Origin of the sequence: Micromonospora sp. NPDC049275 (assembly GCF_043197115.1) — a bacterium.
Classification (GTDB): domain Bacteria; phylum Actinomycetota; class Actinomycetes; order Mycobacteriales; family Micromonosporaceae; genus Micromonospora.
The window spans coordinates 631,242-656,701 of the sequence record NZ_JBICSN010000001.1 but is presented as its reverse complement, the minus strand read 5'-3'; the positions used below and the strand labels follow the sequence as shown (position 1 = coordinate 656,701).

Below are 25,460 nucleotides of genomic sequence, written 5' to 3'. Positions count from 1 at the left end.
CCGCTGCGGTGGCGGCTCAGTGCACCGAGCGCGCGTACGCGGCGGGTGACACCCCGGCGACGGCTGTGAAGTCGCGGACCAGGTGAGCCTGGTCGCTGTAGCCGAGGTTGGCGGCGAGCCCCGCCCAGTCGAGCGGAGCCCCGGCGGCCCGCTCGACGGCCTCCTGGAGGCGGTAGCGGCGGATCACCCACTTCGGGCCGACCCCCACGTACTCCGTGAAGAGCCGTTGCAGCCGGCGGACCGGAACGTCGTGCCGCGCGGCGAACTCGTCGACGCGCAGCACCGTCCGGTCGGCCCGGATGGACTCGGCCAGCCGGACGGCCTCCGCGGCGCCCGGGTCCGGGTCGGGCGCCCACGCGGTGAGCGCCGCGTCGAGCGCGCGACAGCGGTCGTCGTCGCTGCCCGCGCAGACCGGGTGGGCGGGGCGAGTCAGCCGGCCGGCGGGCAGCGGCAGTCGACGTCCGGTCAACCCGGCCACGGACTGCCGCCAGAACGGGTGGAAGCCACCGGGGCGGAACTGGACCCCGCAGACCCGGCCGGTGCCGGTGAGCGTGATCCGGAACAGGTCGCGGCCCACTCCGGCCACCTCGCCGGACTCCACCGCGCCGCCGTCGCGGTGGCTCTGGCCGTCGCTCCCGCCGTTGCCCTCGGCGCGCTCGTTGTCGCGGTCGGCCTCGCCGTCGCTCCGGAACACCACGTTCACCGCCGGGTGCGGCACGATCCGCTGCTCGAAGGGCGCGCTCAACGTCCAGTCGATCAACCAGTAGTGCTCGACCCACGCGCGCAACGGTTCGGCCGGCAGGTGCCGGCGGAACCGGACCTCGCGCAGCAACCGCGCCGGGTCGAGAATGCCCCGACTGTCGCCGCGCGGTCGCTGTCGCATTTCTTCAAGACCACCCTCATACGCTGGCCATATGGCCACTCAGACTAGCGATCTGCTGGCGGCTGCGGCGCCGCGAACCGTGGACGTGGTACGCGGTGTCGCCGACGACCAGCTCGACCTGCCCACTCCGTGCCGCGACTACGTGGTCCGTGATCTGCTCAACCACCTGTTCGAGGTGGTGGTGAACTTCCAGGACCTGGCCGAGAAGAGGCCTGTGGAGTGGGCCGAGAAACCCGACCACCTGGACGACGGCTGGCGGGACCGATTCGTGGTCGAGACCGACCGCCTGGTCGCCGCCTGGTCGGACCCGTCCACCCTGGAGGGTGTCTCGCCGGGCATGGGGCTGCCGCAGACCGTCGTCGGCGGCATGGCGCTGCTGGACCTGATCGTGCACGGCTGGGACCTCGCCGTGGCGACCGGCCAGCCCTACCGACCCGCCCCGGAGGCGGTGGCCGAGCTGCACGCCCTGGTCGAGCAGCTGGGCCCGACCGCCCGCAAGATGGGCGTCTTCGCCGACCCACCCCAACCTCCGACCCCAACCAAAACCCGAACCCCCGACCTGGACCGCCTCCTGACCCAGACCGGCCGAACCCCCACCTGGCCCCAAACCCCCTAACCCCACCCCACCCGCCCACCCCACCCCGGCCCCGACCGGCTGACTCCGTTGATCATGAAGTTATTGCCACGACACGCCGGTGCGGGTGGCAATAACTTCATGATCAACGGAGAGTCCCCGGGGAGGAGTGGGGGGTTGGGGGTGTTGACTTGCGGTATTCGCTCGGTGAATAGTGGGCCCGGTGTCCACGCCTCATGTGCTGCTCGGGTTGCTCGCTGGGGGCAGCCGGCACGGGTATGAGCTCAAGCGTGCACATGACCAGCGGTTGCCGCGGGCTCGGCCGTTGGCGTTCGGGCAGGTCTACGCCACCCTCGGCCGCCTGGAACGGGACGGCCTGGTGGCCGCCGCCGGCCAGGACCGGGCCTCCGGGCCGGACCGCACGACGTACGCGCTGACCGGTGAGGGTCGCGCCACGCTGGACCGGTGGCTGTCCACAGTGGAACCACCGATGCCGTACGTGGCCAGCACGCTCTTCGCCAAGGTCGTGGTGGCGCTGCTGGTGGCCGACGTCGAGCGCGCCCGGTCGTATCTGGTAGCCCAGCGCGCCGCGCACACCGCGCGGCTGCGGGAGTTGACGGCGGTCAAGGCCGACCCGGCCGCAACCCTCAGCGACGTGCTCGCGGCCGACTTCGCGATCGTCCACCTCGACGCCGACCTGCGGTGGCTGCACACCACCCTGGGCCGCGTCGCCGACTGGCACCGGGAGGTGCATCCGTGACGCAACTCCAGGCTCGCGGCGTGGTTCGGGCGTACGGCCCGACGCCCGCCCTGCGCGGTGTGACGCTCGACGTGGCCGAGGGCGAGATCGTCGCGGTCACCGGTCCGAGTGGCTGCGGCAAGTCGACCCTGCTGCACTGCCTGGCCGGGATCCTCCGGCCGGACGCGGGCGAGGTCACCTGGCGCGGCCACCGGATCGACACCTGGTCGGAGGCGGCCCGGTCCCGGCTGCGGCGCACCGAGTTCGGCGTGCTGTTCCAGTTCGGTCAGCTGGTCGCCGAGCTGACCGCGGCCGAGAACGTGGCGCTGCCCCTGCTCCTCGCCGGCACGGGGCGGCGAGAGGCACGGACGGCGGCGCTCACCTGGCTGGAACGGTTCGGGGTGGCCGACCTGGCCGACCTCCGGCCGGGGGAGATGTCCGGCGGTCAGCAGCAGCGGTGCGCCACCGCGCGGGCGCTGGTCACCGAGCCGTGGGTGCTCTTCGCCGACGAGCCGACCGGCGCGCTGGACACGCTGACCGGCGAGCAGGTGCTCACCCAGCTGGTACGCCTCGCCCGCGAGCAACGTACCGCCGTCGTGCTGGTCACCCACGAGCCGCGGATCGCCGCGTACGCCGATCGGGAGATCGTGCTGCGCGACGGCCTGGTGGACCACACCGGCCTGGGGCTCGACGTGCCGTTGGCGGGCGGCTCCCGGTGAGGCCGGCGACGCTGGTGCGGCTCGCGCTGGCCGGCAACCGGACCGACACGACAAGGGTGGTGCTGACCGCGCTCAGCGCCCTGCTGGCGTCGCTGGCCGGGTTGGCGGCGCTCACCGTGCTGGCCATCCCGAAACCGGCGGGTGATGCCTGGGCGGAGTCCGAGCAGTACCGCAACGAGTTGCTGCGGGAGCCGGGGTTGCGCGGGGGGACGGCGTTCGCGCTGCTGATGCTTGCCATTCCGGTGTTGGCGCTGGCCGGCCAGTGCGCCCGGCTCGGCGCGCCGGCCCGGGACCGACGACTCGCCGCCCTCCGGCTGGCCGGCGCCACCCCCGGTCAGGTCACCCGCCTGGCGGTGCTGGAGACCGGCCTGGCGAGCCTGCTCGGCACTCTCGTCGGGCTGGGCGTCTACCTGGTCGGCCGCCAGTTGCTGCACCGGCCGGACGAGCGGGGTCGCCTGGCCCTGCCCACCGACGTGCTGCCATCGACGGGCGCGCTGGTCGCGGTGGTGCTGGGTCTGCCGGTGCTGGCCGCGGCAGCCACCGCCCTGATGCTGCGTGCGGTCACGACCAGCCCGCTCGGGGTCAGTCGCAGGACCGTCCGCGAGCGGGGTCCGCGCCCCTGGGCCGGGCTGTTGATCGGCCTGGGCCTGGCCTGCTTCGTCGCCGTACGCCCGCTGCTCTACTGGGTCGAGGGGAACGACGTGGTGCTGGGCTGGCTGGTGCCGCTGCTGTTCCTGGCGGGTGGGCTCGCCGCGATGATCGGGGTGGTCATCGGCACCGGTTGGATCTCGCACACCTGTGGCCGGTTGCTGCACCGGCACGCCCGTGGCGCGTCGGCACTGCTCGCGGCGGGCCGGCTGCTGGCCGATCCGTGGGCGGGCAGCCGGACGTTCGCCGCGCTGCTGGCCGCCGTGATCTTCGGTGCCGGTGCGGCGGCGCAACGTGCGTACTTCGCCACGCAGGACCAGGTGGAACGGGAACAGAGCCGCCTCGCCGGGGTGGCGGCGGACATCAACCCCTTCTACCTGTCGACAATGGATCTGGTCGACGCCGCCGTGGCCGTGGCGATGCTGATCGCGGCGGGCGGGCTGGTCGTCGCGCTGGTCGAGGGGATCGTCGCCCGCCGACGTGCCTACGCCGCGCTTGTCGCCACCGGCGTGCCCCGTGCCACGCTGAGCGCATCGGTGGCCTGGCAGGCGCTGACCCCGGCGGTGCCGGCGATCCTGCTTGCGCTCACCGTGGGAACGATGCTCGGCCGAGGACTCTTCCCGAGCGTCAGCACGGGCGGGTCGTCGACGGTGGTGTGCGACGCCACGGCCGCGCTCTGTGACGATCCGGCGACCCGCGACCAGTACACCCGGATCGTGCAGATCGCCGAGGCGGAGCGGGCGATCCCCGTACCCCTGGAGCAGCTGGTCTGGCTCGGCGCCGGCGCCCTGGCGGCGGTGCTGGTGACGGTCGGTGTCGGCCTGCTCTTCCTGCGGGTGAGCACGGCGGCGGACGAGCTGCGGACGGCCTGAGCCGGGGCGGCAGGCCCCGTCAGGCGCCGAGCAGGCCGGCGGAGAGCGCGAGCAGCGCGCCGACGACCGCCGAGCAGCAACACACCAGGAGGCCGGCGACCACGGCGAGGATCAGCCAGACACGGCGATCCCGGGCGAGCACCGCGATGCTCGGCCGGCGGACCTCGTCGGCCGACCCGCCGTCATCATCAGGTGCCCCGGTCACGCCGGAAGTCTAGGCCGTGACCACTCCAGCTCGGCCCGAGCCGCGCCTGAACGGTTCATGATCGCGCCCGATCCTGGGGCGTCCAGGATCGGGCGCGATCATGCCGGGGTCGGTCAGGCGCGACCGAGGCGGTCCAGGATCCAGGCGTTGATGAACGCCTCCTCGCGCCACGCGTCGTAGCGCCCGCTCGGGCCACCGTGCCCGGCGCCCATCTCGGTCTTGAGCAGGTAGTCGCCCTGCGGGGCGGTGGCCCGCAACCGCGCGATCCACTTCGCCGGCTCGGAGTAGAGCACCCGCGTGTCGTTGAGGCTGGTCACCGCGAGGATCGCCGGGTAGTCCACAGCCGCGACGTTCTCGTACGGCGTGTACGACTTCATGTACGCGTAGACCTCGGGGTCGTCGAGGGGGTTGCCCCACTCCTCCCACTCGGTGACGGTGAGCGGCAGCGACGGGTCGAGGATCGAGGTGAGCGCGTCCACGAACGGCACCTGCGCCACGATCCCCGTGAACGCGTCCGGGGCGAGGTTGGCGACCGCGCCCATCAGCAGCCCACCGGCCGAGGCGCCCCTGGCCACCAGGCGGTCGCTGGCCGTCCAGCCGGCCTTGACGAGGTGCCGGGCGCAGGCGACGAAGTCGGTGAACGTGTTCTTCTTGGCCAGCATCTTGCCCTGGTCGTACCAGCGCCGGCCCAGCTCACCACCGCCGCGCGTGTGCGCCACCGCGAAGACCACACCCCGGTCCAGCAGGGACAGGCGGGCCACCGAGAACCAGGGGTCCATGCTGGCCTCGTACGAGCCGTAGCCGTACAGCTCGCAGGGCGCCGAGCCGTCCCGGGGTGTGCCGACGCGGCAGACAAGCGAGATCGGCACCCGCGTGCCGTCGTCGGCGAGCGCCCAGTCGCGGTGCTGCTCGTACTCCGCCGGGTCGTACGGCCGCCCGTCCGGCCCGGGCAGCACCGGCTTCTGCTTGCGCAGCACCATCTGCCGGGTGACCAGGTCGTAGTCGTACACCGAGTCGGGGGTGACAAGCGACGAGTACCGCAGCCGGATCTGCCCGGTGCGGTACTCCGGGTTGGCGTCCAACCCGACGCTGTACAGCGGCTCGGGGAAGTCGATGTCGTACGAGTCGTCGCTGCCGACCGGCAGCACCCGCAGGCCGGTGAGCCCCTCGGTGCGCAGCGACACCACCAGGTGGTTCGCGAACGCGTCGACCGCCTCCAGGCGGGTGCCCGGGGTGTGCTCGATGAGCGGCACCCAGTCGCCCGGTGCGTCGGCCGAGGTGAACGCCAGCGCGAAATCCTCCGCGCCGTCGTTGTGCAGGATCAGGAAACGGTGGCCGTGGTGCTCCACGGCGTACTCGACGCCCTGCCGGCGGGGCGCGATCACGGCCGGTGCCCCGGTGGGGTTGCCGGCCGGGATCACCAGCACCTCGCTGGTGACCTTGCTGTGGATGTCGACCAGGATGAACTTCTCCGACCGGGTCAGCTCGACGCCCACCCAGAACCGTTCGTCGTCCTCCTCGTGGACCACCACGTCGTCGCCGGCGGCGGCGCCGATGGTGTGCCGCCAGACCCGGTTCGGCCGCCAGGCGTCGTCGACTGTCACGTAGAACAGCACCGACGCGTCGGCCGACCAGGCGGTGCCGTAGAACGTGTCGGGCACCTCGTCCGGCAGCAGCTCGCCGGTGCTCAGGTCCTTCACGCGCAGGGTGAACCGCTCGTCGCCGGAGAAGTCGGTCGAGTATGCCAGCCAGCGCCCGTCCGGGCTGACGTCGAACGCGCCCAGTGAGAAGAAGTCGTGCCCCTCGGCCAGCAGGTTGCCGTCGAGCAACACCTCCTCGCCGTCGAGCGGGGCGCCGTCCGCGCTGACCGGCGGGTCGGTCTCGCCGTCGCGGACCGCGCGCCGGCAGTGCACCCCGTACTGCTGGCCCTCGATCGTCCGGGTGTAGTACCAGTGCCCGCCCTTGCGGGTGGGCACGGACAGGTCCGTCTCCCGGGTGCGCTGACGGGTCTCCTCGAACAGGTCCGCGCGCAGGGCGGCCAGGTGCGCGGTGCGCTCCTCGGTGTACGCGTTCTCGGCGGTCAGGTAGGCGATCGTCTCCGGGTCGTCCTTGGCGGCGAGCCAGGCGTACTCGTCGACGACCGTGTCGCCGTGGTGGGTGCGCTCGGTGGGCACCCGCTTCGCCGCGGGCGGGGCAGTCTCGGTGGTCACGCGGCCACGTTACCGGCCGGCTCACCCCGTGCGCCGGACCCGCGGCATCCCGAAGGCCGTCACCACGACTTTCGAACACATGTACGATAGCCGGCATGGCGGCAGCAGCGAGTTCCCTCGGCCGGTCCGGCGCCCTCGAGATCACCAGGCGACTGACCGCGATCTGTGGTCCGCCGTTCGCCCGACTCGCCGGCCCGGCCGACGAGGTGGCCGGGCGTCCGGCCCGCTGGGTGGCGGTGCCCGGTGGCCCGCACGCCGCGGCCGAGGTGCTGCGGCTGGCCGCCGCGCACGACCTGGCGGTGGTGCCCCGGGGCGCCGGCACGAAGATCGACTGGGGCGCTACTCCGACCCAGGTCGACATCATGCTCGACACCGGCCGGCTGGCGGGCATCGGCCACGAGCCGGTCGGTGCGCCGGTGGCCGAGGTGGGCGCGGGCACGCCGCTGCGGGCGGTGCAGGCCACACTGGAGCGCACCGGCCAGCGGCTCGCGATGGACGCCCCGTCACCGGGCGCGACGCTTGGCGGGGTGCTCGCCGCCGGGGAGGCCGGGCCGCTCCGGCACCGGCACGGCAGCCCCTGTGACCAGCTCCTCGGCGTCCGCTACCTCGCCGCCGACGGTGAGCTGGTGAGCGTCGGCGGTGGGGCACCCGGGCTCGACCTGGCCCGGCTGCTGTGCGGCTCGCAGGGCGCCCTCGGCGTGCTGGTCTCGGCGAGCCTGCGGGTGCAGCCGGTGCCGGCCAGCCGGCTCTGGGTGTCCCGTCCGGTGTGGACGCCGCTGGAGGTCCACGACCTGGTCCGGGCGATCCTCGCCGCCCGACTGGAGCCGGCGGCCATCGAGCTGGACCTGCCCGGTGGGCCGCCCCGACCGCGCACCGCCTACCCGCCCGGCCACCCGGCCGCCACCGCCCGCGAGCGCCACCCGTCGATGTCCGGCCGACCGGGCGCCCCGTCCCGGGCGGGCAGCCTGGTCGTGCTGCTGGAGGGCGGCCCGGCCGAGGTCACCGAGCGCGCCGAGCGACTGGTCGGCCTGCTGCACGGCGAGGCGACCGTCGCCCACTCCGCCCCGCCGTGGTGGCGGCGCTACCCGTTCGCCCCCGGCGACACCGCACTACGCCTGGAGGTGCCGATCAGCGACCTGCACGCCGCCGTCTACGCCCTGCGGGACGCGGCAGGCGCTCCCGTGCCGGTGCGGGGCTCGGCCGGCCTGGGCGTGGTGCACGCGGCCCTGCCCGGCGCGGTGGCGCCCGACCGGGTGGCGTCCATCCTGGCGGCCGTCCGTGGCGTGCTGCTGGCCCGACAGGGCCACTGCGTCGTGGTCTCCGCGCCCGCTGCGGTGCGCCAGGCCGTCGACCTCTGGGGTGACATCGCCGGCCTGGCCCAGTTGCGGGCCGCGAAGGAGCACCTCGACCCGGAGCACCGCCTCGCCCCCGGCCGCCTCCCCGGCGGCCTGTGACCCGGCTCTGCCGCCTCGGTCAGACCGCGTCGTTGCGGAGCACCAGCACGGCGATGTCGTCCCGGGGCGGCTCGACCGAGAAGTTGATTGCGGCAGCCCGCAGGCGGGCGGCGACCACGTCCGCCGAGTAGCCGGCCAACGGCGCTGCCGCGTCCCGCAACCGGTCGGTGCCGAACAGTTCCCGGCCGCGCCGCCGCTCGGTGACCCCATCGGTGTAGAAGATCAGCGAGTCACCCGGCGCGAGCGTGATCTCCGCCGTCGGCGAGGTGATCGTGTCGAGCAGGCCCAGCGCGGTGCCCCCGGTGCCGACGAACCGGGCGCCGCCCCCACCGGCCAGCAGCACCGGTCTGTCGTGCCCCGCCAGGTGCAGCGAGACGTCCAGGCGGTCACCGTCACCCGGCCCGACCGCCGCCAGGGCCAGCGTGCAGTACCGGCCGCCACCGCGCTCGACAAGCGTTTCGTTGAGCCGGGCCAGCGCCTCCGGCAGCGGCTTGCCGTCGCCGACCAGCACCCGGATCACGTCACGGACCAGCCCGGTGACCGCGGCGGCCTGGACACCCTTGCCCGAGACGTCGCCGATCACCACGAGCCAGCGCCCGTCGGGCAGCGGCACCACGTCGTAGAAGTCGCCGCCCACCTCGGCGTCGTCGCCCGTCGGCACGTACTCCGCGGCGAAACCGATGCCGTCCACCACCGGCAGCACGGGCGGCAGCAGGGACTGCTGGAGCGTCTGCGCGACCCGTCGGCGCTCGGCGTGGATGCGGGCGTTCTCGATCGCCAGCGCGGCCCGCCGGGCCACGTCCTCCAGCACCGCCACCTCGTCCGGGTCGTGCCGGTGCCGCTGGTGCCGGCCCACCGCGAGGGTGCCGAGCCGCTGGCCGCGCGCGATCAGCGGGACCGCGAAGCCCTCCATCGGACCGCCGAGCGGGATCTGCGCCGCGCTGCGGGACGCCTCCCGCAGCCGGGCCTGGACCGAGTCCGGGCCGGTCTCCGCCAGCACCTTGTGCAGTTGCGGCAGCATCGACTCGTCGGCGTGGCTGGCGGCCGCGAGGCGCAGCCGGCCCCACTCGTCGGCGGTGTGCACCGCGCACCACTGGCCGAGGCGGGGCACCACCAGCTGCGGGATCAGCGCCATGGTCAGCTCGACGTCCAGCGACTGGGCGAGCAGCTCGCTCGCCTCGGCCAGGAACGTCAGCCACGCCTGCCGGCGTACGTCCGCCCGGCGCAGCCGGTCGTTCTCCAGGTGCAGCGACAGGCGCTCGGCGGTGAGCACCGCCAGCGGCCGGGCGTACGCCGACGGCGCCGCGTCCAGCTCCAGCTCCCCGGCGTACGGGCGGTGCACGGTCAGCGGCACCCGGAGCAACTCGCTGTCCGGGCGGGGCTGCCGGCCGAAACGCGCCAACAACTGTCGGCCCTGACCGTCGCCCCGGTCCAGCCGGATCGCGCCACCGGCCGCGCCGACCATCTCGGCGACCCGGCTGAGCAGGCTGGCGGCGAAGTCGGGCAGCGGGTCGTCCGCGTACACGTCGGGGGCGGTCTGCATGAGTTCGCTCATCGCGCCGGCGCTCGGAGCGGAACCGTCGACGGCCCCGGGGTTGCCCGCCATCGACGTGCCGCCGGAGCCGGTCCCGGCCGCAGGCTCCGCCCCGGGTCGGTCCAGCCGGAACCAGACGCCCTTGCCGGTCGGGAGGTACGTGGTGCCCCAGCGGCTGGCGAAGTGGTCCACGAGCAACAGGCCGCGGCCTCGCTCGGAGACCTCGTTGATCTCGGTGGCGTCGTTGCGGGTGCCGACGGTCAGTTCGTCGTTGCCCGGACTGGCCGCGAAGTCGGAAACGGTCACGGAGAGGCCGACGTCGTCCGCGACGACCTCGATGTCCAGTTCGGTGCCGGCGTGCTCGACGGCGTTGGTCGTCAGCTCGGTGGTGAGCAGCAGCGCCTCGTTTACCAGGTCGTCCAGGTGCGCCTCGGCGAGGACGGAGCGGACGACCGCGCGGGCGGCCGCGGGCGTACGGCGGTCGGCGGGCAGCCGGACACGCCGGACGGCTCCGCTCCCAGCCCCGGCCGTCGCGGCCCCCGCCTCGGCTGACATCCCCGTATCCTCCACCGTTCCCCCGCCAGGTGCCAAGCCGATGCAGGATCATCCCCGCAGCCCGCAGCCCGCAGCCCGCAGCCCGCAGCCCGCAGCCCGCAGCCCGCAGCCCGCAGCCCGCAGCCCGCAGCCGGTCGGCCGGCCCGAGGGCACGCAGTCGCGATTCACCCGTGATCAGCGCCACTCGGCGAGGTCTGTGCCGGGTTGGGTGTCGCCGGGGGGATCGCGGAGGCCACCAGGGCCGACCGGCGGGTCGCGCACCCTGGCACTACGGCGCGCGCGGGCACAATATGGGGTGCCGGTGTGTCCGTACGGGCACGGCGCCCCCGAGTTGAGCGAGGAATGATGACCACGGCGAAGCAGTCGGTCGCGGACCCGTCCGCGCCCGACCACGAGGCGCTCCTCGGTGAGTTGACCGAGGCGCTGCGACGGATCGGTCGCGGCGACCTGAAGGTCCGGCTTCCCCGCCGCGCCGGCGCTGCCGGTGAGGTGGCGGACGCCTTCAACGAGGTGGTCTCGCTCCAGGAGCGGCAGTACCTGGACCTGAGGCGGATCAGCCGGATCGTCGGTCGGGACGGCCGGCTCACCGAGCGGCTCGACGACGAAGGGCTGGACGGTTCCTGGGCGGAGGGGCAGCGGGCGATCAACTCGCTGATCGACGACCTCGGCCGGCCCACCACCGAGATCGCCCGGGTCATCGTGGCGGTCGCGGACGGCGACCTCTCCCAGCACATGGCGTTGGAGATCGACGGTCGGCCGCTGCGCGGTGAGTACCTGCGCATCGGGCGCACCGTGAACACGATGGTCGACCAGCTCTCGTCGTTCTCCAACGAGGTGACCCGGGTGGCCCGCGAGGTGGGCACCGAGGGCAAGCTGGGCGGCCAGGCCGACGTCCGGGGCGTCGCCGGCACCTGGAAGGACCTCACCGACTCGGTGAACACCATGGCGTCGAACCTGACCGGCCAGGTGCGGTCGATCTCGCAGGTGGCGACGGCGGTGGCCAAGGGCGACCTGTCGCAGAAGATCACGGTCGGCGCGCGCGGTGAGGTCGCCGAGTTGGCCGCCACGATGAACTACCTCACCGACACGCTGCGGCTCTTCGCCGAGCAGGTGACCCGGGTGGCCCGCGAGGTGGGCACCGAGGGCAAGCTCGGCGGCCAGGCCGAGGTGCCGAACGTGGCAGGCACCTGGAAGGACCTGACCGACAGCGTCAACTCGATGGCGTCGAACCTGACGGCCCAGGTCCGCAACATCGCCCAGGTGTCGACTGCGGTGGCGCGCGGTGACCTCTCGCAGAAGATCACCGTGGCGGCGCAGGGCGAGATCCTGGAGCTGAAGGACACCGTAAACACGATGGTGGACCAGTTGTCGTCGTTCGCCGACGAGGTGACGCGGGTGGCCCGTGAGGTGGGCATCGAGGGCAAGCTGGGCGGTCAGGCGCAGGTGCGCGGCGTGTCCGGCACCTGGCGGGACCTCACCGAGAACGTCAACCAGTTGGCCGGCAACCTGACCAGCCAGGTCCGCAACATCTCCCAGGTCTCCACGGCGGTGGCGAAGGGCGACCTGAGCCAGAAGATCACCGTGGACGCGCAGGGCGAGATCCTGGAGCTGAAGAACACCGTCAACACGATGGTCGACCAGCTGTCGTCGTTCGCCGACGAGGTGACGCGGGTGGCCCGCGAGGTCGGCACCGAGGGCAACCTGGGCGGTCAGGCCCAGGTCAAGGGCGTCAGCGGTACGTGGCGGGATCTGACCGACAACGTGAACTCGATGGCATCGAACCTGACCAGTCAGGTCCGCAACATCGCCTCGGTGACCACGGCGGTGGCGAAGGGTGACCTGTCGCAGAAGATCACGGTGGACGCGCGGGGCGAGATCCTGGAGTTGAAGTCGACTGTCAACACGATGGTCGACCAGTTGTCGTCGTTCGCCGACGAGGTGACCCGGGTGGCCCGCGAGGTGGGCACCGAGGGCAAGCTCGGCGGCCAGGCGCAGGTACGCGGGGTCGCCGGCACCTGGCGGGACCTCACCGACAACGTCAACTCGATGGCCTCCAACCTGACCGCCCAGGTCCGCAACATCGCCCAGGTCTCCACTGCGGTGGCGAAGGGTGACCTGTCGCAGAAGATCACGGTGGACGCGCGGGGCGAGATCCTGGAGTTGAAGTCGACCGTCAACACGATGGTCGACCAGTTGTCGTCGTTCGCCGACGAGGTGACGCGGGTGGCCCGCGAGGTGGGCACCGAGGGCAAGCTGGGTGGTCAGGCGCAGGTCAAGGGCGTCTCCGGCACCTGGCGGGACCTGACCGACAACGTCAACTCGATGGCGTCGAACCTGACCAGCCAGGTCCGCAACATCGCCTCGGTGACCACCGCCGTCGCGAAGGGCGACCTGAGCCAGAAGATCACCGTGGACGCGCAGGGCGAGATCCTGGAGTTGAAGTCGACCGTCAACACGATGGTCGACCAGCTCTCGTCGTTCGCCGACGAGGTGACGCGGGTGGCCCGCGAGGTCGGCATCGAGGGCAAGCTGGGTGGTCAGGCGCAGGTCAAGGGCGTCTCCGGCACCTGGCGCGACCTCACCGAGAACGTCAACCAGCTCGCCTCGACGTTGACCACGCAGTTGCGGGCCATCGCCCAGGTGTCCACGTCGGTGACCCGCGGTGACCTGACCCAGCGGATCGCGGTCAAGGCGCAGGGCGAGGTCGCCGAGCTGAAGGACAACATCAACCAGATGATCGTCACCCTCCGGGAGACGACCAAGAAGAACGCCGAGCAGGGCTGGCTGGACTCCAACCTGGCCCGCATCGGTGGCCTGTTGCAGGGCCAGCGGGACCTGGGCGAGGTCTGCCGCATGATCATGACGGAGGTGACCCCGCTCGTCGACGCCCAGCTCGGCGCCTTCTTCCTGGCCGACGACACGGACGGCAGCATGCGGCTGCGGTTGACCTCGTCGTACGGGTACGTGGCGCGCGGGCACGACGTCACCTTCGGGCCGGGTGAGGGGTTGGTCGGCCAGACCGCCCTCTCGCGCCGGACGATCCGGGTCAGCGCCTCCCCGAACAGCCGGCTCACGCTGCGCTCGGGCCTGGCCGAGACACCACCGTCCGATCTGGTGGTGCTCCCCGTGCTGTTCGAGGGCGAGCTTCTCGGGGTGATCGAGTTCGCAAGCGTGGCCGCCTTCTCCGAGCTGCACCTGTCGTTCCTGGAGCGGTTGGTGCTCACCATCGGCATCGCTGTCAACACCATCCAGGCGAACCGGCGTACGGAGGAGCTGCTGGCCCAGTCGCAGCGGCTCGCGCACGAGTTGCAGGAGCAGTCGGCGGAGTTGCAGCGCACCAACGCCGAGCTGGAGGAGAAGGCGACGCTGCTCTCCGAGCAGAAGGGCAACATCGAGACCAAGAACCGGGAGATCGAGCTGGCTCGGCTCGGCCTGGAGGAGAAGGCGCAGCAGCTCACGCGGGCCTCGGCGTACAAGTCGGAGTTCCTGGCCAACATGAGCCACGAGCTGCGTACGCCGCTGAACTCGCTGCTGTTGCTGGCCCGGCTGCTGGCGGAGAACTCGGAGCAGAACCTCAACCCGAAGCAGATCGAGTTCGCCCGGACCATCCACAGCGCCGGCTCGGACCTGCTCTCGCTCATCGACGACATCCTGGACCTGTCCAAGATCGAGGCCGGCCGGATGGACGTCGAGCCCACCGAGATCCGTTTCACGGAGATCCGCGGCTACGTCGAGCAGGCGTTCGCCCCGCAGGCCGAGGAGAAGAACCTCGACTTCCAGGTACGCGTGAGCAAGGACCTGCCGCCGGCGTTGGTCACCGACGCGCAGCGGTTGCAGCAGATCCTGCGCAATCTGCTGTCCAACGCGGTGAAGTTCACCGACAACGGCGCGGTGACGTTGCGGATCGCCCCGGCGGCGGAGAACGCGGTGTTCGACGTGCCGGCGCTCACCAACGCCCAGCAGGTGATCGCGTTCACCGTGATCGACACCGGCATCGGCATCTCCGACGACAAGCTGTCGATCATCTTCGAGGCGTTCCAGCAGGCGGACGGCACGACCAGCCGCCGCTACGGCGGCACCGGCCTGGGACTGTCGATCAGCCGTGACCTGGCCCGCCTGATCGGCGGCGCCATCACCGTGTCGTCGGCGCCCGGGCAGGGTTCGACGTTCACGTTGTTCGTACCGCAGGTGCTGGCGCCGGACGCGGTGGTCGCGCCCCAGTCGCCGTCGCCGCAGCGTGCCGGCCTGCCGTCGTCGCTGCTGATGCCGCCGCTGGAGCTGCTTCCGGCGCGGCCGGAGGCGCCGGCCACCCGCCAGTTGGACGGCGCGACAGTGCTGATCGTGGACGACGACGTCCGTAACGTCTTCGCTCTGACCAGCGCGTTGGAGCTGCACGGCATGACCGTGCTGTACTCGGACAACGGGGCGGACGGCGTCCGCCTGCTGGCCGAGCACCCGGAGGTGGACATCGTGCTGATGGACGCCATGATGCCGGACCAGGACGGCTACGAGACGACCCGCCAGATCCGCCGCAACCACCGGTTCGCCGACCTTCCGGTCGTGTTCCTGACCGCGAAGGCGATGCCTGGTGACCGCGAGTCCGCGCTCGCGGCCGGGGGAAGCGACTACATCACCAAGCCGGTCGACCTGGACGACCTGATCGAGCTGATGTCGTCCTGGATCAGCGGCAGCCGGACCGAGGAGACTTCGTGACCCAGATGGCCAAGGCGCTGCTCGTGGACGACCGCCGGGAGAACCTGATGGCCCTGGAGGCGATCCTCCAGGGCCTGCCGGTTCAGTCGGTGGCGGTGGAGAGCGGCGAGGCGGCGCTCAAGCAGCTGCTGGTGGACGACTTCGCGGTGATCCTGCTGGACGCGCAGATGCCGGACATGGACGGCTTCGAGACGGCCGGCCACATCAAGCGCCGGGAGCGGACCCGGCACGTGCCGATCATCTTCCTCACCGCCGCCGACCGGGACGCCCAGCTCGCGCTCCGGGGCTACCAGGTGGGTGCGGTGGATTACCTGACCAAGCCGTTCGATCCGTGGGTGCTGCGGGCCAAGGTGTCGGTCTTCGTCGAGCTCTGGGTGAAGACTCGGCAGTTGGCCGCCCAGTCGGACCTGGTTCGGGAGCGCGACACGCAGTGGCGGCGGCTCACCGACGCGGTCGACGAGGCGACCACCCTGCTCCGCTCCGATGACCAGGAGTCGCGGGGCCGTGCGGTGGAGCTGCTTGAGCAGGCGCGCTGGGGCAGCTCCGCCTGACCGGGCCGATCAGGCCTCGCCGGGGCGCAGGTGGCCGGTCTGGGCCCGGCGGATCCGCCAGCGCTCACCCAGCGAGTCGATCTCCTCCTGGACGAAGATGAAGAAGTCGCGCATCTCGGCCACCCGCTCGCCGGCAGGCGTCTCCGGGCCCTTCAGGGCGACCACTCCGCCCTCGGCCGCGTCGATGAACGTCTTGTAGAGCGCGGTCTTGGTGATGGTCGCCTCGTACCAGGGGTTGTCCGGCATCCGGTAGCGGTCCCGGCGGGACCGGGGGACGGGCTCGCGGATCAGCATGCCGAACTGGGTGAGGTAGCGGACCGCGCCGCTGACCGCCGCCGCGCTGACTCCGAGCCGCTCGCCGATCTCGGCGGCGGTGAGGGGGTCGTCCGCGCTCATCACTGTGAAGAGCACCCGGGCCGCCATTCGCGGGAAACCGACCTCGGCAAAGGTCAGGGCCATCCGCTCGACGAAGAGGTGCACCGGGTCGTGGCCGTCGCCGGTTGCCATGGTGGTCCCCTCCTGCGTGGTGGTGTGAGCCTCGATGCTGCCCAGATCTCACTGTCTTCACAACTTTCTGAAACGAGTGTAGCTTCCGATGTATGGAAACTCCGATTTCGGTGTCCGGCCTGGTCAAGACCTTCGGCCGGACCCGGGCGCTGGACGGTCTGGACCTGACCGTCCGCGCCGGCGAGGTGCACGGCTTCCTCGGCCCCAACGGCGCCGGCAAGTCGACGACGATCCGGGCGCTGCTCGGCCTGCTGCGGACGGACGCGGGGGACGTCCGCCTGCTCGGCGGCGACCCGTGGCGCGACGCGGTGGCCCTGCACCGCCGGCTGGCGTACGTGCCGGGCGACGTGACGCTCTGGCCCAACCTCTCCGGCGGCGAGGTCATCGACCTGCTCGGCCGGATGCGCGGCGGCCTCGATCCGGCCCGCCGAGCCGAACTGCTCGACTCCTTCGAGCTGGACCCCCGCAAGAAGGGCCGGGCGTACTCCAAGGGCAACCGGCAGAAGGTAGGCCTGGTGGCCGCCCTCGCGTCGGACGTCGAACTGCTCATCCTGGACGAGCCGACCTCCGGTCTGGACCCGCTCATGGAGGAGGTCTTCCAGCACTGGGTGCGGCGGGCCAAGGCCGACGGCCGCACCGTGCTGCTCTCCAGCCATATCCTGGCCGAGGTGGAGGCGCTCTGCGACCGGGTGACGATCATCCGCAACGGGCGGGACGTGGAGACCGGCACCCTGAGCGAACTGCGGCACCTGCGCCGCACCTCGATCGAGGCCGAGCTGACCGGCCCGGTGGACGGGCTGGGTCAGCTCTCCGGCGTACACGACCTGCGGGTGGACGGGCAGCGGGTGCGCTTCGACGTGGAGGACGTCGGGCTGGACGTCGCGCTGCGTCGGCTCACCGAGATCGGCGTACGGAGCCTGGTCAGCCAGCCGCCGACGCTTGAGGAGTTGTTCCTCCGGCACTACCAGGCCGAGCAGGTGCGGTCATGACCGCGTTCACCGGCACCCGGCACCTGGTGCGGCTGATCCTGCGGCGGGACCGGGTCGTGCTGCCGATCTGGGTCCTCCTGCTTGCGGTGCTGCCGGCCAGCTACGCCGCCACGTACGCCGAGCTGTACCCGACCGCCGCCGAGCGCGCCGCGTACCTGGCCGGCACGGCGAGCAACCCGTCGATCGTCGCCCTGCTCGGGCCGGTGTTCGGCGACAGCGTCGGCGCGCTCACCGTCCAGCGGGCCGGTCTGCTGGTGTTGATCGTCGCGCTGATAAGCGTGCTGATGGTGGTGCGGCACACCCGCACCGAGGAGGAGGCCGGCCGGCGGGAGCTGCTCGGCGCGACGGTCCTCGGCCGGTACGCCGGTCTGACCGCGGCGCTGCTGGTGACGTACGCCGCGAATGTGCTGCTCGGCCTGCTCATCGCCGGCGGTCTGGTCGCGGCGGGTATGCCCGGCGCGGGTTCGCTGATCTTCGGCGGCGGGTTGGCGCTCACCGGCGTCGCCTTCGCCACGGTCGGCGGCCTGGCCGCTCAGCTCACCGAGAGCGCCGGTGGCGCGCGCGGCATCGGCCTGGGTGTGCTCGGGCTGGCCTTCGTGCTGCGGCTGGCGGGCGACGCCGGAGGGTCCGGCGGCACCGCCGGAGAGGCCGAGTGGCTGAGCTGGCTCTCACCGCTGGGCTGGGCGGCCCGAGGGCGGGCCTTCGCCGGTGAGCGCTGGTGGGTGCTGCTGCTGCCGGTGCTGTTCGCCGCGGTGGTCGCGCTCGTCGCGTACCCCGTCTCGGTGCGCCGGGACCTCGGCGCGGGGGTGCTGCCGCCGCGGCTCGGCCCGGCCGTCGCCGGTCCGGGGCTGGCCGGTCCGTTCGGCCTGGCCTGGCGGCTGCACCGGGGCCAACTGCTCGGCTGGACCGTCGGCTTCGGGCTGCTCGGTCTGGTGCTGGGCGGCGCGGCGGACGCGGCCGGCGAGGCGGTGCAGGGCAACGAGCAGATCGCCGAGATCATGGCCCGGCTGGGTGGCACGTCGGCGCTCGCCGAGGCGTACCTCGGTGGCACGTTGAGCCTGACCGCGCTGGCCGCAGCCGGATATGGCATCCAGGCCGCGCTGCGGGCTCGGGCGGAGGAGACCGCCGGGCGGGCCGAACCGCTGCTCGCCACGGCGGTGAGCCGGACCCGCTGGTTGGCAGCGCACCTGCTTTTCGCGCTGCTCGGCCCGGTGGTGGTGCTGGCCGTGGCCGGCCTGACGACCGGGCTGGCGTACGGCCTCAGCGTGGGCGACGTCGGCGGTGAGCTGCCCCGACTGGTCGGTGCCGGGCTGGCCCAGGTGCCGGCGGCGTGGGTGCTCGCCGGGCTCGCGGCGCTGCTGGTGGGCTGGCTGCCCCGGTTCTCCTCGGGGGCCTGGGCGGTCCTCGCCGGCTGCCTGCTGCTCGGTCAGCTCGGCGCGGTGCTGAAACTGAGCCAGTGGGCGCTGGACCTGTCCCCGTTCACGCACACCCCACAGGTCCTCGGCAACAACTGGACAGCCACCCCACTGGCCGTGCTGACGGTGATCGCAGCGGCCCTGCTAGCGCTGGCCCTGAGAACCTTCCAAACCCGCGACATCCCCACCCCCTGACCCGGCCTCCGGGCCCGTGAACCACGTTGATCATGAAGTTATTGCCGACAAATGGGACGGAAGTTGGCAATAACTTCATGATCAACCCCAGGGTCGGCGGGGTTAGGCCGGGGGTGGGGGTGGGTGGGTGGGTGGGTGGGGGTGGGTGGGGGTGGGTTAGCCCGTTGGTTGGTCGTTGCGGATCATCAGGGCGCTGCGTAGGCCGGTGATGTCCAGGACGCGGATCAGGAAGTCGCCGACGTGGGTGAGCATCAGCAGGCTCTGCGCGTGACTGGCCTTGCGGCTGAGCACCACGAGCGTCCCCAGGCCCTGCGAGTCGCAGAAGGTGACGCCGCCTAGGTCGAGCACGATCCGCGGAGGCGGGTCGGCCAGCACCTCGTTGACCACGGTGCTGAGCTGGGCGGCCGTGAGCATGTCGATCTCACCGGCCAGGCGCAGCACTGCTTCGTCGCCCGTCCGGTGTAGCGTGATGGACAGTTCGGCACGATCCACCCGGTCAGCCTAGCGCGATCCAGCCGACCCGGCCTGTTGAGGCCGCGAGCCGCCGCCCAACCGGTGTTCGGGCTGGTGACGGGCACCGGCAGTGGGTGAGCCTGGTAACCCCGGCCCGGGGTGGCTGCCGGTTGACCGTCCGGCGCTGACACAATGGCGGCATCGTGACCGACATCGTTTCCGCCGGAAGTGGCCGTTACCCGGCCGACGCGCCGGCTTCCGAGGCCCTGTTCGACCGCGCCCGCGCCATCGTGCCGGGCGGGGTGAACTCCCCCGTGCGCGCCTTCCAGGCGGTCGGCGGCACCCCGCGATTCATGGTCCGTGGCGAGGGTCCGTGGCTGTACGACGCCGACGGTCGCCGCTACGTCGACCTGGTCTGCTCGTGGGGGCCGCTGATCCTCGGACACGCCCACCCCGAGGTGGTGGAGGCCGTCCAGGCCGCCGCGGCCCGGGGCACCAGCTTCGGCACGCCCACCCCGGGCGAGGTGGAGCTGGCCGCCGAGCTGGTCGACCGGACCCCGATGGAGCAGGTGCGCCTGGTCAACTCCGGCACCGAGGCCACCATGTCGGCGATCCGGCTGGCGCGCGGCTTCACCGGCCGCTCCAAGATCGTAAAGTTCGCCGGCTGCTACCACGGGCACGTCGACGCCCTGCTCGCCGCCGCCGGATCAGGCGTGGCCACCCTGGGCCTGCCCGACTCGCCCGGCGTGACCGGTGCGGCGGCCAGCGAGACCATCGTGCTGCCCTACAACGACATCCGGGCCGTCGAGGAGGCGTTCGCCGCCGAGGGCCCGCACATCGCAGCGGTGATCACCGAGGCGGCAGCCGGCAACATGGGTGTGGTCGCCCCCCGCGACGGCTTCAACCAGCAGCTCGCACGGATCGCGCACGCGCACGGCGCCCTGCTCGTGGTGGACGAGGTGATGACCGGGTTCCGGGTGTCCCGCGCCGGGTGGCACGGCCTCGACGCCTCCGATGCCGACCTGTGGACGTACGGCAAGGTCATGGGTGGTGGCCTGCCGGCCGCGGCCTTCGGCGGGCGCGCGGACATCATGGCGCGTCTCGCGCCGGCCGGCCCGGTCTACCAGGCCGGCACGCTCTCCGGTAACCCCCTCGCGTGCGCCGCCGGTCTGGCGACCCTGCGGCTCGCCGACGACGCGCTGTACCGCAAGCTCGACGACACGGCCGCCGTCGTGGGCAAGCTGGCGTCCGACGCGCTTGCCGCCGCCGGGGTCCCGCACCGACTGTCGTACGCGGGCAGCATGTTCTCGATCTTCTTCACCGACGCCGACGTCGTGGACTACGACAGCGCCCGCACGCAGCAGGTGCCCGCGTTCAAGGCGTTCTTCCACGCGATGCTCGCCGCCGGCGTCTACCTGCCGCCGAGCGCGTTCGAGTCGTGGTTCGTGTCGGCGGCGCTCGACGACGCCGCTCTGGAGCACATCGCCGGGGCGCTGCCCACGGCGGCGAACGCGGCGGCAGCGGCGGGTCACGGGGGGTAACAAACTGTGAGCAAGACTGTGGTCCACGTGCTCCGGCACGGCGAGGTGCACAACCCCGACCAGATCCTGTACGGCCGGCTGCCCGGTTTCCGCCTGTCCGAGCTGGGCGTGCAGATGGCCAAGGCCGCCGCGGAGGGTCTCGCCGAGCGGGAGATCGTGCACGTGGTGGCCAGCCCGCTGGAGCGCGCCCAGCAGACCGCCGAGCCGATCGCGGCCCAGTTCGGGCTGCCGGTCGGGGTGGACGAGCGGCTGATCGAGAGCGCCAACTGGTTCGAGGGCAAGAAGGTGTCCCCGGGTGACGGGTCGTTCCGCGACCCACGCAACTGGTGGGTGCTGCGTGACCCGGTGACCCCGTCCTGGGGTGAGGCGTACCGGGTGATCGCCGAGCGGATGTTCGCCGCCGTGCACGCCGCCCGGGTCGCCGCCGAGGGGCGCGAGGCGGTGTTGGTGTCGCATCAGCTCCCGATCTGGACGCTGCGTCGCTACGTGGAGCGCAAGCGGCTCTGGCACGACCCGCGCAAGCGGCAGTGCGGGCTGGCGAGCCTGACGTCGTTCCACTTCGACGGCGCGAAGGTGGCGGGCATCGGCTACAGCGAGCCGGCCGCGCACCTCGTCGCCCTCTCCGCGACAGCCCGGACGGCCAAGGGGGCCTGATGACCGCCCGGAGGTGGACCGCGGGTCTGCTCGCCACCCTCGCCGCGGTGGCGCTGGCCGGCTGCTCCTCCGGGGGCGGCGAGGAGAAGCGCTGCACCAGCGACGGCCTCACGATCACCTGCGCGCCGGACCAGCGGTCGAAGACCCCGAAGATGAGCGGCGACCTGCTCACCGGCGGCCGGTACGACGTCTCCCAGGCACGCGGCCAGGTCGTCGTCGTCAACTTCTGGGGTTCCTGGTGCGCGCCCTGCCGTGCGGAGGCCGACGATCTGGAGGCCACCTACCAGGCCACCAAGGCGTCCGGGGTGACCTTCCTGGGGGTCAACGTGCAGGACAGCAAGGACAAGGCGATCGCCTTCGAGCAGGGGCGAGCCACCTATCCGAGCATCTTCGACCCGTCCAGCCGCCAGGCCCTGAACTTCGACATCCCGCCCAACACCACACCGGCGACGGTGGTCCTCGACCGTGACGGCCGTATCGCCGTGGTGATCCGTCGTGCCGTGACGCAGGACGAGCTCAGGCCGATCGTCGAACGGATCGCGGCCGAGAAGCCGGCGTCGAACTGATGGGCGAGACCTTCCAGGAGCTGGCCCTGAGTGGGCCGCTGGTGCTCGCCATCGGCGCGGCGGCGCTCGCCGGGCTGGTCAGCTTCCTCTCCCCGTGCGTGCTCCCCCTCGTTCCCGGCTACCTCTCGTACGTCACAGGTCTGGCCGGCGCCGACCTGGAGGGCCGCCGGCCGGCTGTCGAACCCGCACCGGCCAGCGGTGGTGTCGCGGTCAGGGAGCGGACGGCGTCGGTAGCGGTCAAGGGTCGGGTGCTCGCGGGCACGCTGCTCTTCATCGCCGGCTTCACAGTGGTCTTCGTCGCCACCGCGATCCTCTTCGCCGGGATCGGTCGGATCTTCTTCGACTACAAACGCGAACTGCAGATCGGCATCGGCGCGCTGATCATCCTGCTCGGCCTGGGCTACCTCGGCATGATTCCGGCACTGCAACGCGAGTTCCGCATCTCCCGGCTCCCGTCGGCCGGCCTGCTCGGCGCACCGGTGTTCGGCGCGGTCTTCGCGCTCAGTTGGGTGCCGTGCACCGGTCCGACGCTCGGCGCGGTGATGGGCATGGCCGCCACCAGCGGTCAGAGTGACCGCGCCGTGGTGCTCGCCGTGGCGTACTGCCTCGGTCTGGGGATACCGTTCGTCGTCTTCGGGCTGGGCTTCGAGCGCCTGCTCGGGGTCTTCCGCGCCATCAGGCGCAACAGCCGCTGGGTCACCCGGGTCGGCGGCGCCCTGCTCATCCTGATCGGCCTGGCGCTTGTCACAGGCGGATGGCAGAGCTTCGTGATCTGGTTGCAGACCACCGTCGGGGTGGGCGAGGTGAGCATCTGATGACTGTCGTCGACGACCGACCGGAGACCGTGGCCCCGGCGCCCCGGCGCCGGCCCAACCGGCTGCTGGCCCTGCTGCGCAACTCGTGGCGGCAGCTCACCAGCATGCGTACGGCGCTGATCCTGCTCTTCCTGCTGGCGATCGCCGCGATCCCCGGTTCGGTGCTGCCGCAGCGCGGGATCAGCCCGGAGAAGGTCAACAAGTACTTCACCGACCACCCGGACTGGGCGCCCCGACTGGACCGGATCGGCGCGTTCGAGGTCTTCGGCTCGGTCTGGTTCTCCGCGATCTACCTGCTGCTGTTCGCATCGCTGATCGGCTGCATCACGCCCCGGCTGCGCGACCACTTCCGGGCGCTGCGTTCCCGGCCACCAGTCGCGCCGAAGCAGCTGGCGCGACTGCCGCAGCACGCCGTACTGCCCGCCCCGGCCGGTGGCGCTGCCGCCGTCGCCGAGGTGCTGCGCAAGCGCCGCTGGCGGGTCGAGGTCCGCGGCGACGAGGTCTCCGCCGAGAAGGGCTACCTCAAGGAGACCGGCAACCTGCTGTTCCACACCTCGCTGATCGCGGTGCTGATCGGTGTGGCGCTCGGCTCGTGGTACGGCTGGAGCGGCAACCGGCTGCTCGTAGCGGGTGCGGACAACGCGTTCTGCAACACCCGCCAGCAGTACGCCGAGGCCAAGCTCGGCCCCCGCGTGGACAGCGCCGACCTGCCCCGCTTCTGCCTGCGGCTGGACGACTTCCAGGCCCGGTTCCTGCCGTCCGGCCAGCCGGAGTCCTTCAAGGCCCGTGTGCAAGTCGACGGCCCGGACGAGCCGACCCGCAGCGTGGAGTTCTCGGTGAACTCGCCGCTGCGCCTCGCCGACGCGAGTGTCCACCTGCTCGGCCACGGGTACGCCCCGGTGATCCGCTACACCGACCGGTTCGGCAACAGCCAGGTCAGTGACGAGCCGTTCCTGGCCACCGGTGACAGGGGCCTGACCGGTGAGGGAGTGGCCCAGTTCCCGGACGCCAACGTCGACCCGGCCACCGGCAGGCGGGCGCCGGACCAGCAGGTGGCGTTCAGCGGCATCTACCTGCCCACGGCCCCGCAGCAGGGCCCGTTCGTCCGCTCGGAGTACCCGACCGAGCGCAACCCGGTGCTGAACCTGGTCGCGTACCGGGGCAACCTCGGCCTGGACGCCGGCATCCCCGGCTCGGTCTACCAGCTCGACCAGCGGCAGGTACGCAACGGCAAGATCAAGGAGATCGGCAGCAAGCTGCTCCGCAAGGGCGAGACCTGGACGCTTGACGACGGCAGCAGTGTCCAGTTCCTGGGCACCGAGCGGTACGTCACGCTCTCCATCCGACACGACCCCGGCTCGCTGCCGCTGCTGCTGAGCTGCGCCACCCTGCTGGTCGGGCTGATGGGCTCGCTGTTCGGTAGGCGTCGCCGGGTGTTCTTCCGGGTGGCGTCGACCGACCCCGGGAACGGATCTCCGACGGGCGGTAGTAGCTTGATGGAGGCCGGTGGGTTGCCGCGCACCGACTATCCAGGGTTCGCCGACGAGTTCGCCCAGCTCGTCACCGCCGTGAGCGGTGCCGACCGGGCTGCCGAGCGGGCCGGCACCGACGCTGACTCCAGCGACCGGGCCGGTGTGCGAGAAGGGACCGAGTGATGTCCGCGCTCTCCGACAATCTGGTGACCTTCGCGATCCTGACGTACCTGATCGCGATGATCAGCCACGCCGTCGAGTACGCGCTGGGCAACGCGCGTACCCGGGTCGCCGTGGCGTCGCCCGCCCGCGAGCTGGTGGGCGCGGGGGTCGGCGGTGGCGGCGGCGTCACCCCGGAGCAGCCCGCGCCGGTCCCGCCGTCGTTCGACGCTTCCGCGCGTCGGGCACGAATCGCCGGCCTGATCGCGGTGGGGGCCACCGCGCTCGCCGCCGTGCTGCACCTCGCGGCGCTTGTCACCCGCGGTCTCGCGGCGGACCGGATGCCCTGGGGCAACATGTACGAGTTCGTGCTCACGGTGACGTTCATCGGGGTGGCGGCCTGGCTCGTGGTGCTCTGGAAGCGGCCGTCGCTGCGCAAGCTGGGGCTGTTCCTGACCCTGGTGATGGTGCTGCTGGTGGCCACCGCCGAGCTGGTGCTGTACGTGCCGATCGTGCCGCTGGTGCCGGCCCTGAACTCGTACTGGTTCGTCATCCACGTCTCGACGATCGTCTTCGCGTCCGGCATCTTTCTGCTCGGCGCGGTGCCGGCGGTCGGCTTCCTGATGCGCAACGGCTACGAGCAGGGCAAGCGGAGCTTCCCGTACACCCTGGCGAAGCGGCTGCCCGGCGCTGTCGGCCTGGAGCGGTTGACCTTCGCGCTGCACGCGTTCGCGTTCCCGGTCTTCACGTTCGCGGTCATCGCCGGCGCGATCTGGGCCGAGGCGGCCTGGGGTCGGCCGTGGGGCTGGGACCCGAAGGAGACCTGGGCGTTCATCTCCTGGGTCGTGTACGCCGGCTACCTGCACGCCCGCGCCACGCCCAGCGTCAAGCGCAACGTGGCCACCTGGATCGCGGTGCTCGGCTTCCTCACCATGCTGATGAACCTGTTCGGCGTGAACATCTTCTTCACCGGCCTGCACTCGTACGGCGGGCTGAGCTGACCCGACCAACGAAAATCGGGCCGGCCACGGAGTTCT

21 protein-coding genes are annotated in these 25,460 nt (G+C 72.1%); 15 read left to right on the top strand and 6 right to left on the bottom strand.

Annotated elements, in window-relative coordinates; genetic code table 11:
• Window positions 1–16: 16 nt before the first annotated feature.
• Window positions 17–883 (bottom strand): DUF6597 domain-containing transcriptional factor, encoded by an 867-nt coding sequence (locus tag ACGFIE_RS03065; protein WP_393290424.1) that lies wholly within the window; start codon window positions 881–883, stop codon window positions 17–19.
• Between the two features lie 31 nt (window positions 884–914).
• Between ACGFIE_RS03065 and ACGFIE_RS03060 the strand changes: the two genes are divergently transcribed.
• From ACGFIE_RS03060 to ACGFIE_RS03045, 4 genes are all read left to right on the top strand, one after another.
• Window positions 915–1,499, top strand: a complete 585-nt coding sequence (locus ACGFIE_RS03060; RefSeq protein ID WP_393290422.1) for a TIGR03086 family metal-binding protein — start codon at window positions 915–917, stop codon at window positions 1,497–1,499.
• Window positions 1,500–1,680: 181 nt separating this feature from the next.
• Window positions 1,681–2,217 carry a PadR family transcriptional regulator gene (locus ACGFIE_RS03055; RefSeq protein ID WP_393290420.1) on the top strand — a complete coding sequence of 179 codons (537 nt, stop codon included), beginning with the start codon at window positions 1,681–1,683 and terminating at the stop codon, window positions 2,215–2,217.
• A complete protein-coding gene (locus ACGFIE_RS03050) occupies window positions 2,214–2,915 on the top strand; it encodes an ABC transporter ATP-binding protein (RefSeq protein WP_358096848.1) in 702 nt (233 codons plus the stop codon). The genes ACGFIE_RS03055 and ACGFIE_RS03050 overlap by 4 nt, the downstream gene beginning before the upstream one ends.
• Window positions 2,912–4,435 carry an FtsX-like permease family protein gene (locus ACGFIE_RS03045; RefSeq protein WP_393290417.1) on the top strand — a complete coding sequence of 508 codons (1,524 nt, stop codon included), beginning with the start codon at window positions 2,912–2,914 and terminating at the stop codon, window positions 4,433–4,435. Before ACGFIE_RS03050 ends, ACGFIE_RS03045 begins: the two co-directional genes overlap by 4 nt.
• A gap of 19 nt (window positions 4,436–4,454) precedes the next feature.
• On the opposite strand, the gene ACGFIE_RS03040 is transcribed toward ACGFIE_RS03045, so the two are convergent.
• On the bottom strand, window positions 4,455–4,640 hold the full coding sequence (locus ACGFIE_RS03040) for a hypothetical protein (RefSeq protein ID WP_393290415.1): 186 nt from the start codon (window positions 4,638–4,640) through the stop codon (window positions 4,455–4,457).
• A 113-nt stretch (window positions 4,641–4,753) separates the two neighbouring features.
• Window positions 4,754–6,850: a S9 family peptidase gene (locus tag ACGFIE_RS03035; RefSeq protein ID WP_393290413.1), complete on the bottom strand. Its 2,097-nt coding sequence runs from the start codon at window positions 6,848–6,850 to the stop codon at window positions 4,754–4,756.
• 95 nt (window positions 6,851–6,945) lie between these two features.
• On the opposite strand from ACGFIE_RS03035, the gene ACGFIE_RS03030 reads away from it, so the two are divergent.
• Window positions 6,946–8,304, top strand: a complete 1,359-nt coding sequence (locus ACGFIE_RS03030) for an FAD-binding oxidoreductase (protein WP_393290411.1) — start codon at window positions 6,946–6,948, stop codon at window positions 8,302–8,304.
• 19 nt (window positions 8,305–8,323) lie between these two features.
• Here ACGFIE_RS03030 and ACGFIE_RS03025 read toward each other — a convergent pair whose 3' ends face one another.
• A complete protein-coding gene (locus ACGFIE_RS03025; RefSeq protein WP_393290409.1) occupies window positions 8,324–10,393 on the bottom strand; it encodes a SpoIIE family protein phosphatase in 2,070 nt (689 codons plus the stop codon).
• A gap of 345 nt (window positions 10,394–10,738) precedes the next feature.
• On the opposite strand from ACGFIE_RS03025, the gene ACGFIE_RS03020 reads away from it, so the two are divergent.
• Together ACGFIE_RS03020 and ACGFIE_RS03015 are read left to right on the top strand one after the other, a co-directional pair.
• Window positions 10,739–15,106, top strand: coding sequence for a HAMP domain-containing protein (locus ACGFIE_RS03020; protein WP_393290407.1), 4,368 nt, complete (start codon window positions 10,739–10,741; stop codon window positions 15,104–15,106).
• On the top strand, window positions 15,103–15,657 hold the full coding sequence (locus ACGFIE_RS03015) for a response regulator (protein ID WP_363681299.1): 555 nt from the start codon (window positions 15,103–15,105) through the stop codon (window positions 15,655–15,657). The genes ACGFIE_RS03020 and ACGFIE_RS03015 overlap by 4 nt, the downstream gene beginning before the upstream one ends.
• A gap of 9 nt (window positions 15,658–15,666) precedes the next feature.
• Here the strand turns inward: ACGFIE_RS03015 and ACGFIE_RS03010 are convergent, their stop codons facing one another.
• Window positions 15,667–16,164: a GbsR/MarR family transcriptional regulator gene (locus tag ACGFIE_RS03010; protein ID WP_393290405.1), complete on the bottom strand. Its 498-nt coding sequence runs from the start codon at window positions 16,162–16,164 to the stop codon at window positions 15,667–15,669.
• Window positions 16,165–16,256: 92 nt separating this feature from the next.
• On the opposite strand from ACGFIE_RS03010, the gene ACGFIE_RS03005 reads away from it, so the two are divergent.
• On the top strand, window positions 16,257–17,153 hold the full coding sequence (locus tag ACGFIE_RS03005) for an ATP-binding cassette domain-containing protein (protein ID WP_393290403.1): 897 nt from the start codon (window positions 16,257–16,259) through the stop codon (window positions 17,151–17,153).
• Entirely contained in the window at window positions 17,150–18,763 is a 1,614-nt protein-coding gene (locus tag ACGFIE_RS03000) for an ABC transporter permease (RefSeq protein ID WP_393290401.1), read from the top strand. The genes ACGFIE_RS03005 and ACGFIE_RS03000 overlap by 4 nt, the downstream gene beginning before the upstream one ends.
• Window positions 18,764–18,919: 156 nt before the next feature.
• Here the strand turns inward: ACGFIE_RS03000 and ACGFIE_RS02995 are convergent, their stop codons facing one another.
• Window positions 18,920–19,255, bottom strand: a complete 336-nt coding sequence (locus ACGFIE_RS02995) for an STAS domain-containing protein (protein ID WP_007454492.1) — start codon at window positions 19,253–19,255, stop codon at window positions 18,920–18,922.
• Window positions 19,256–19,419: 164 nt separating this feature from the next.
• Here ACGFIE_RS02995 and hemL point away from each other — a divergent pair, with 164 nt between their 5' ends.
• The 6 genes from hemL to ccsB are packed head-to-tail and all read left to right on the top strand — an operon-like array spanning window position 19,420 to window position 25,424.
• A complete protein-coding gene (gene hemL / locus ACGFIE_RS02990; protein ID WP_393290399.1) occupies window positions 19,420–20,757 on the top strand; it encodes a glutamate-1-semialdehyde 2,1-aminomutase in 1,338 nt (445 codons plus the stop codon).
• Window positions 20,758–20,763: 6 nt separating this feature from the next.
• Entirely contained in the window at window positions 20,764–21,411 is a 648-nt protein-coding gene (locus ACGFIE_RS02985; protein WP_393290396.1) for a histidine phosphatase family protein, read from the top strand.
• Window positions 21,411–21,977, top strand: coding sequence for a TlpA family protein disulfide reductase (locus ACGFIE_RS02980; RefSeq protein WP_393290394.1), 567 nt, complete (start codon window positions 21,411–21,413; stop codon window positions 21,975–21,977). Before ACGFIE_RS02985 ends, ACGFIE_RS02980 begins: the two co-directional genes overlap by 1 nt.
• Window positions 21,977–22,792 carry a cytochrome c biogenesis CcdA family protein gene (locus tag ACGFIE_RS02975; RefSeq protein WP_393290392.1) on the top strand — a complete coding sequence of 272 codons (816 nt, stop codon included), beginning with the start codon at window positions 21,977–21,979 and terminating at the stop codon, window positions 22,790–22,792. The genes ACGFIE_RS02980 and ACGFIE_RS02975 overlap by 1 nt, the downstream gene beginning before the upstream one ends.
• The gene (locus tag ACGFIE_RS02970; RefSeq protein WP_393290390.1) at window positions 22,792–24,447 is read left to right on the top strand and encodes a cytochrome c biogenesis protein ResB; all 1,656 of its coding nucleotides are present in this window, start codon (window positions 22,792–22,794) and stop codon (window positions 24,445–24,447) included. Before ACGFIE_RS02975 ends, ACGFIE_RS02970 begins: the two co-directional genes overlap by 1 nt.
• A complete protein-coding gene (gene ccsB, locus ACGFIE_RS02965; protein WP_393290388.1) occupies window positions 24,447–25,424 on the top strand; it encodes a c-type cytochrome biogenesis protein CcsB in 978 nt (325 codons plus the stop codon). The genes ACGFIE_RS02970 and ccsB overlap by 1 nt, the downstream gene beginning before the upstream one ends.
• Window positions 25,425–25,460 lie beyond the last annotated feature (36 nt).

Bases quoted from the DNA above. Each gene is read 5' to 3' on its own strand.
- ACGFIE_RS03065 (WP_393290424.1), bottom strand. From the start codon at position 883: ATGCGACAGCGACCGCGCGGCGACAGTCGGGGCATTCTCGACCCGGCG.
- ACGFIE_RS03060 (WP_393290422.1), top strand. From the start codon at position 915: ATGGCCACTCAGACTAGCGATCTGCTGGCGGCTGCGGCGCCGCGAACC.
- ACGFIE_RS03030 (WP_393290411.1), top strand. From the start codon at position 6,946: ATGGCGGCAGCAGCGAGTTCCCTCGGCCGGTCCGGCGCCCTCGAGATC.
- ACGFIE_RS03025 (WP_393290409.1), bottom strand. From the start codon at position 10,393: ATGTCAGCCGAGGCGGGGGCCGCGACGGCCGGGGCTGGGAGCGGAGCC.
- ACGFIE_RS03020 (WP_393290407.1), top strand. From the start codon at position 10,739: ATGACCACGGCGAAGCAGTCGGTCGCGGACCCGTCCGCGCCCGACCAC.
- ACGFIE_RS03010 (WP_393290405.1), bottom strand. From the start codon at position 16,164: ATGGCAACCGGCGACGGCCACGACCCGGTGCACCTCTTCGTCGAGCGG.
- ACGFIE_RS03005 (WP_393290403.1), top strand. From the start codon at position 16,257: ATGGAAACTCCGATTTCGGTGTCCGGCCTGGTCAAGACCTTCGGCCGG.
- ACGFIE_RS03000 (WP_393290401.1), top strand. From the start codon at position 17,150: ATGACCGCGTTCACCGGCACCCGGCACCTGGTGCGGCTGATCCTGCGG.
- ACGFIE_RS02980 (WP_393290394.1), top strand. From the start codon at position 21,411: ATGACCGCCCGGAGGTGGACCGCGGGTCTGCTCGCCACCCTCGCCGCG.
- ACGFIE_RS02975 (WP_393290392.1), top strand. From the start codon at position 21,977: ATGGGCGAGACCTTCCAGGAGCTGGCCCTGAGTGGGCCGCTGGTGCTC.
- ACGFIE_RS02970 (WP_393290390.1), top strand. From the start codon at position 22,792: ATGACTGTCGTCGACGACCGACCGGAGACCGTGGCCCCGGCGCCCCGG.
- ccsB (WP_393290388.1), top strand. From the start codon at position 24,447: ATGTCCGCGCTCTCCGACAATCTGGTGACCTTCGCGATCCTGACGTAC.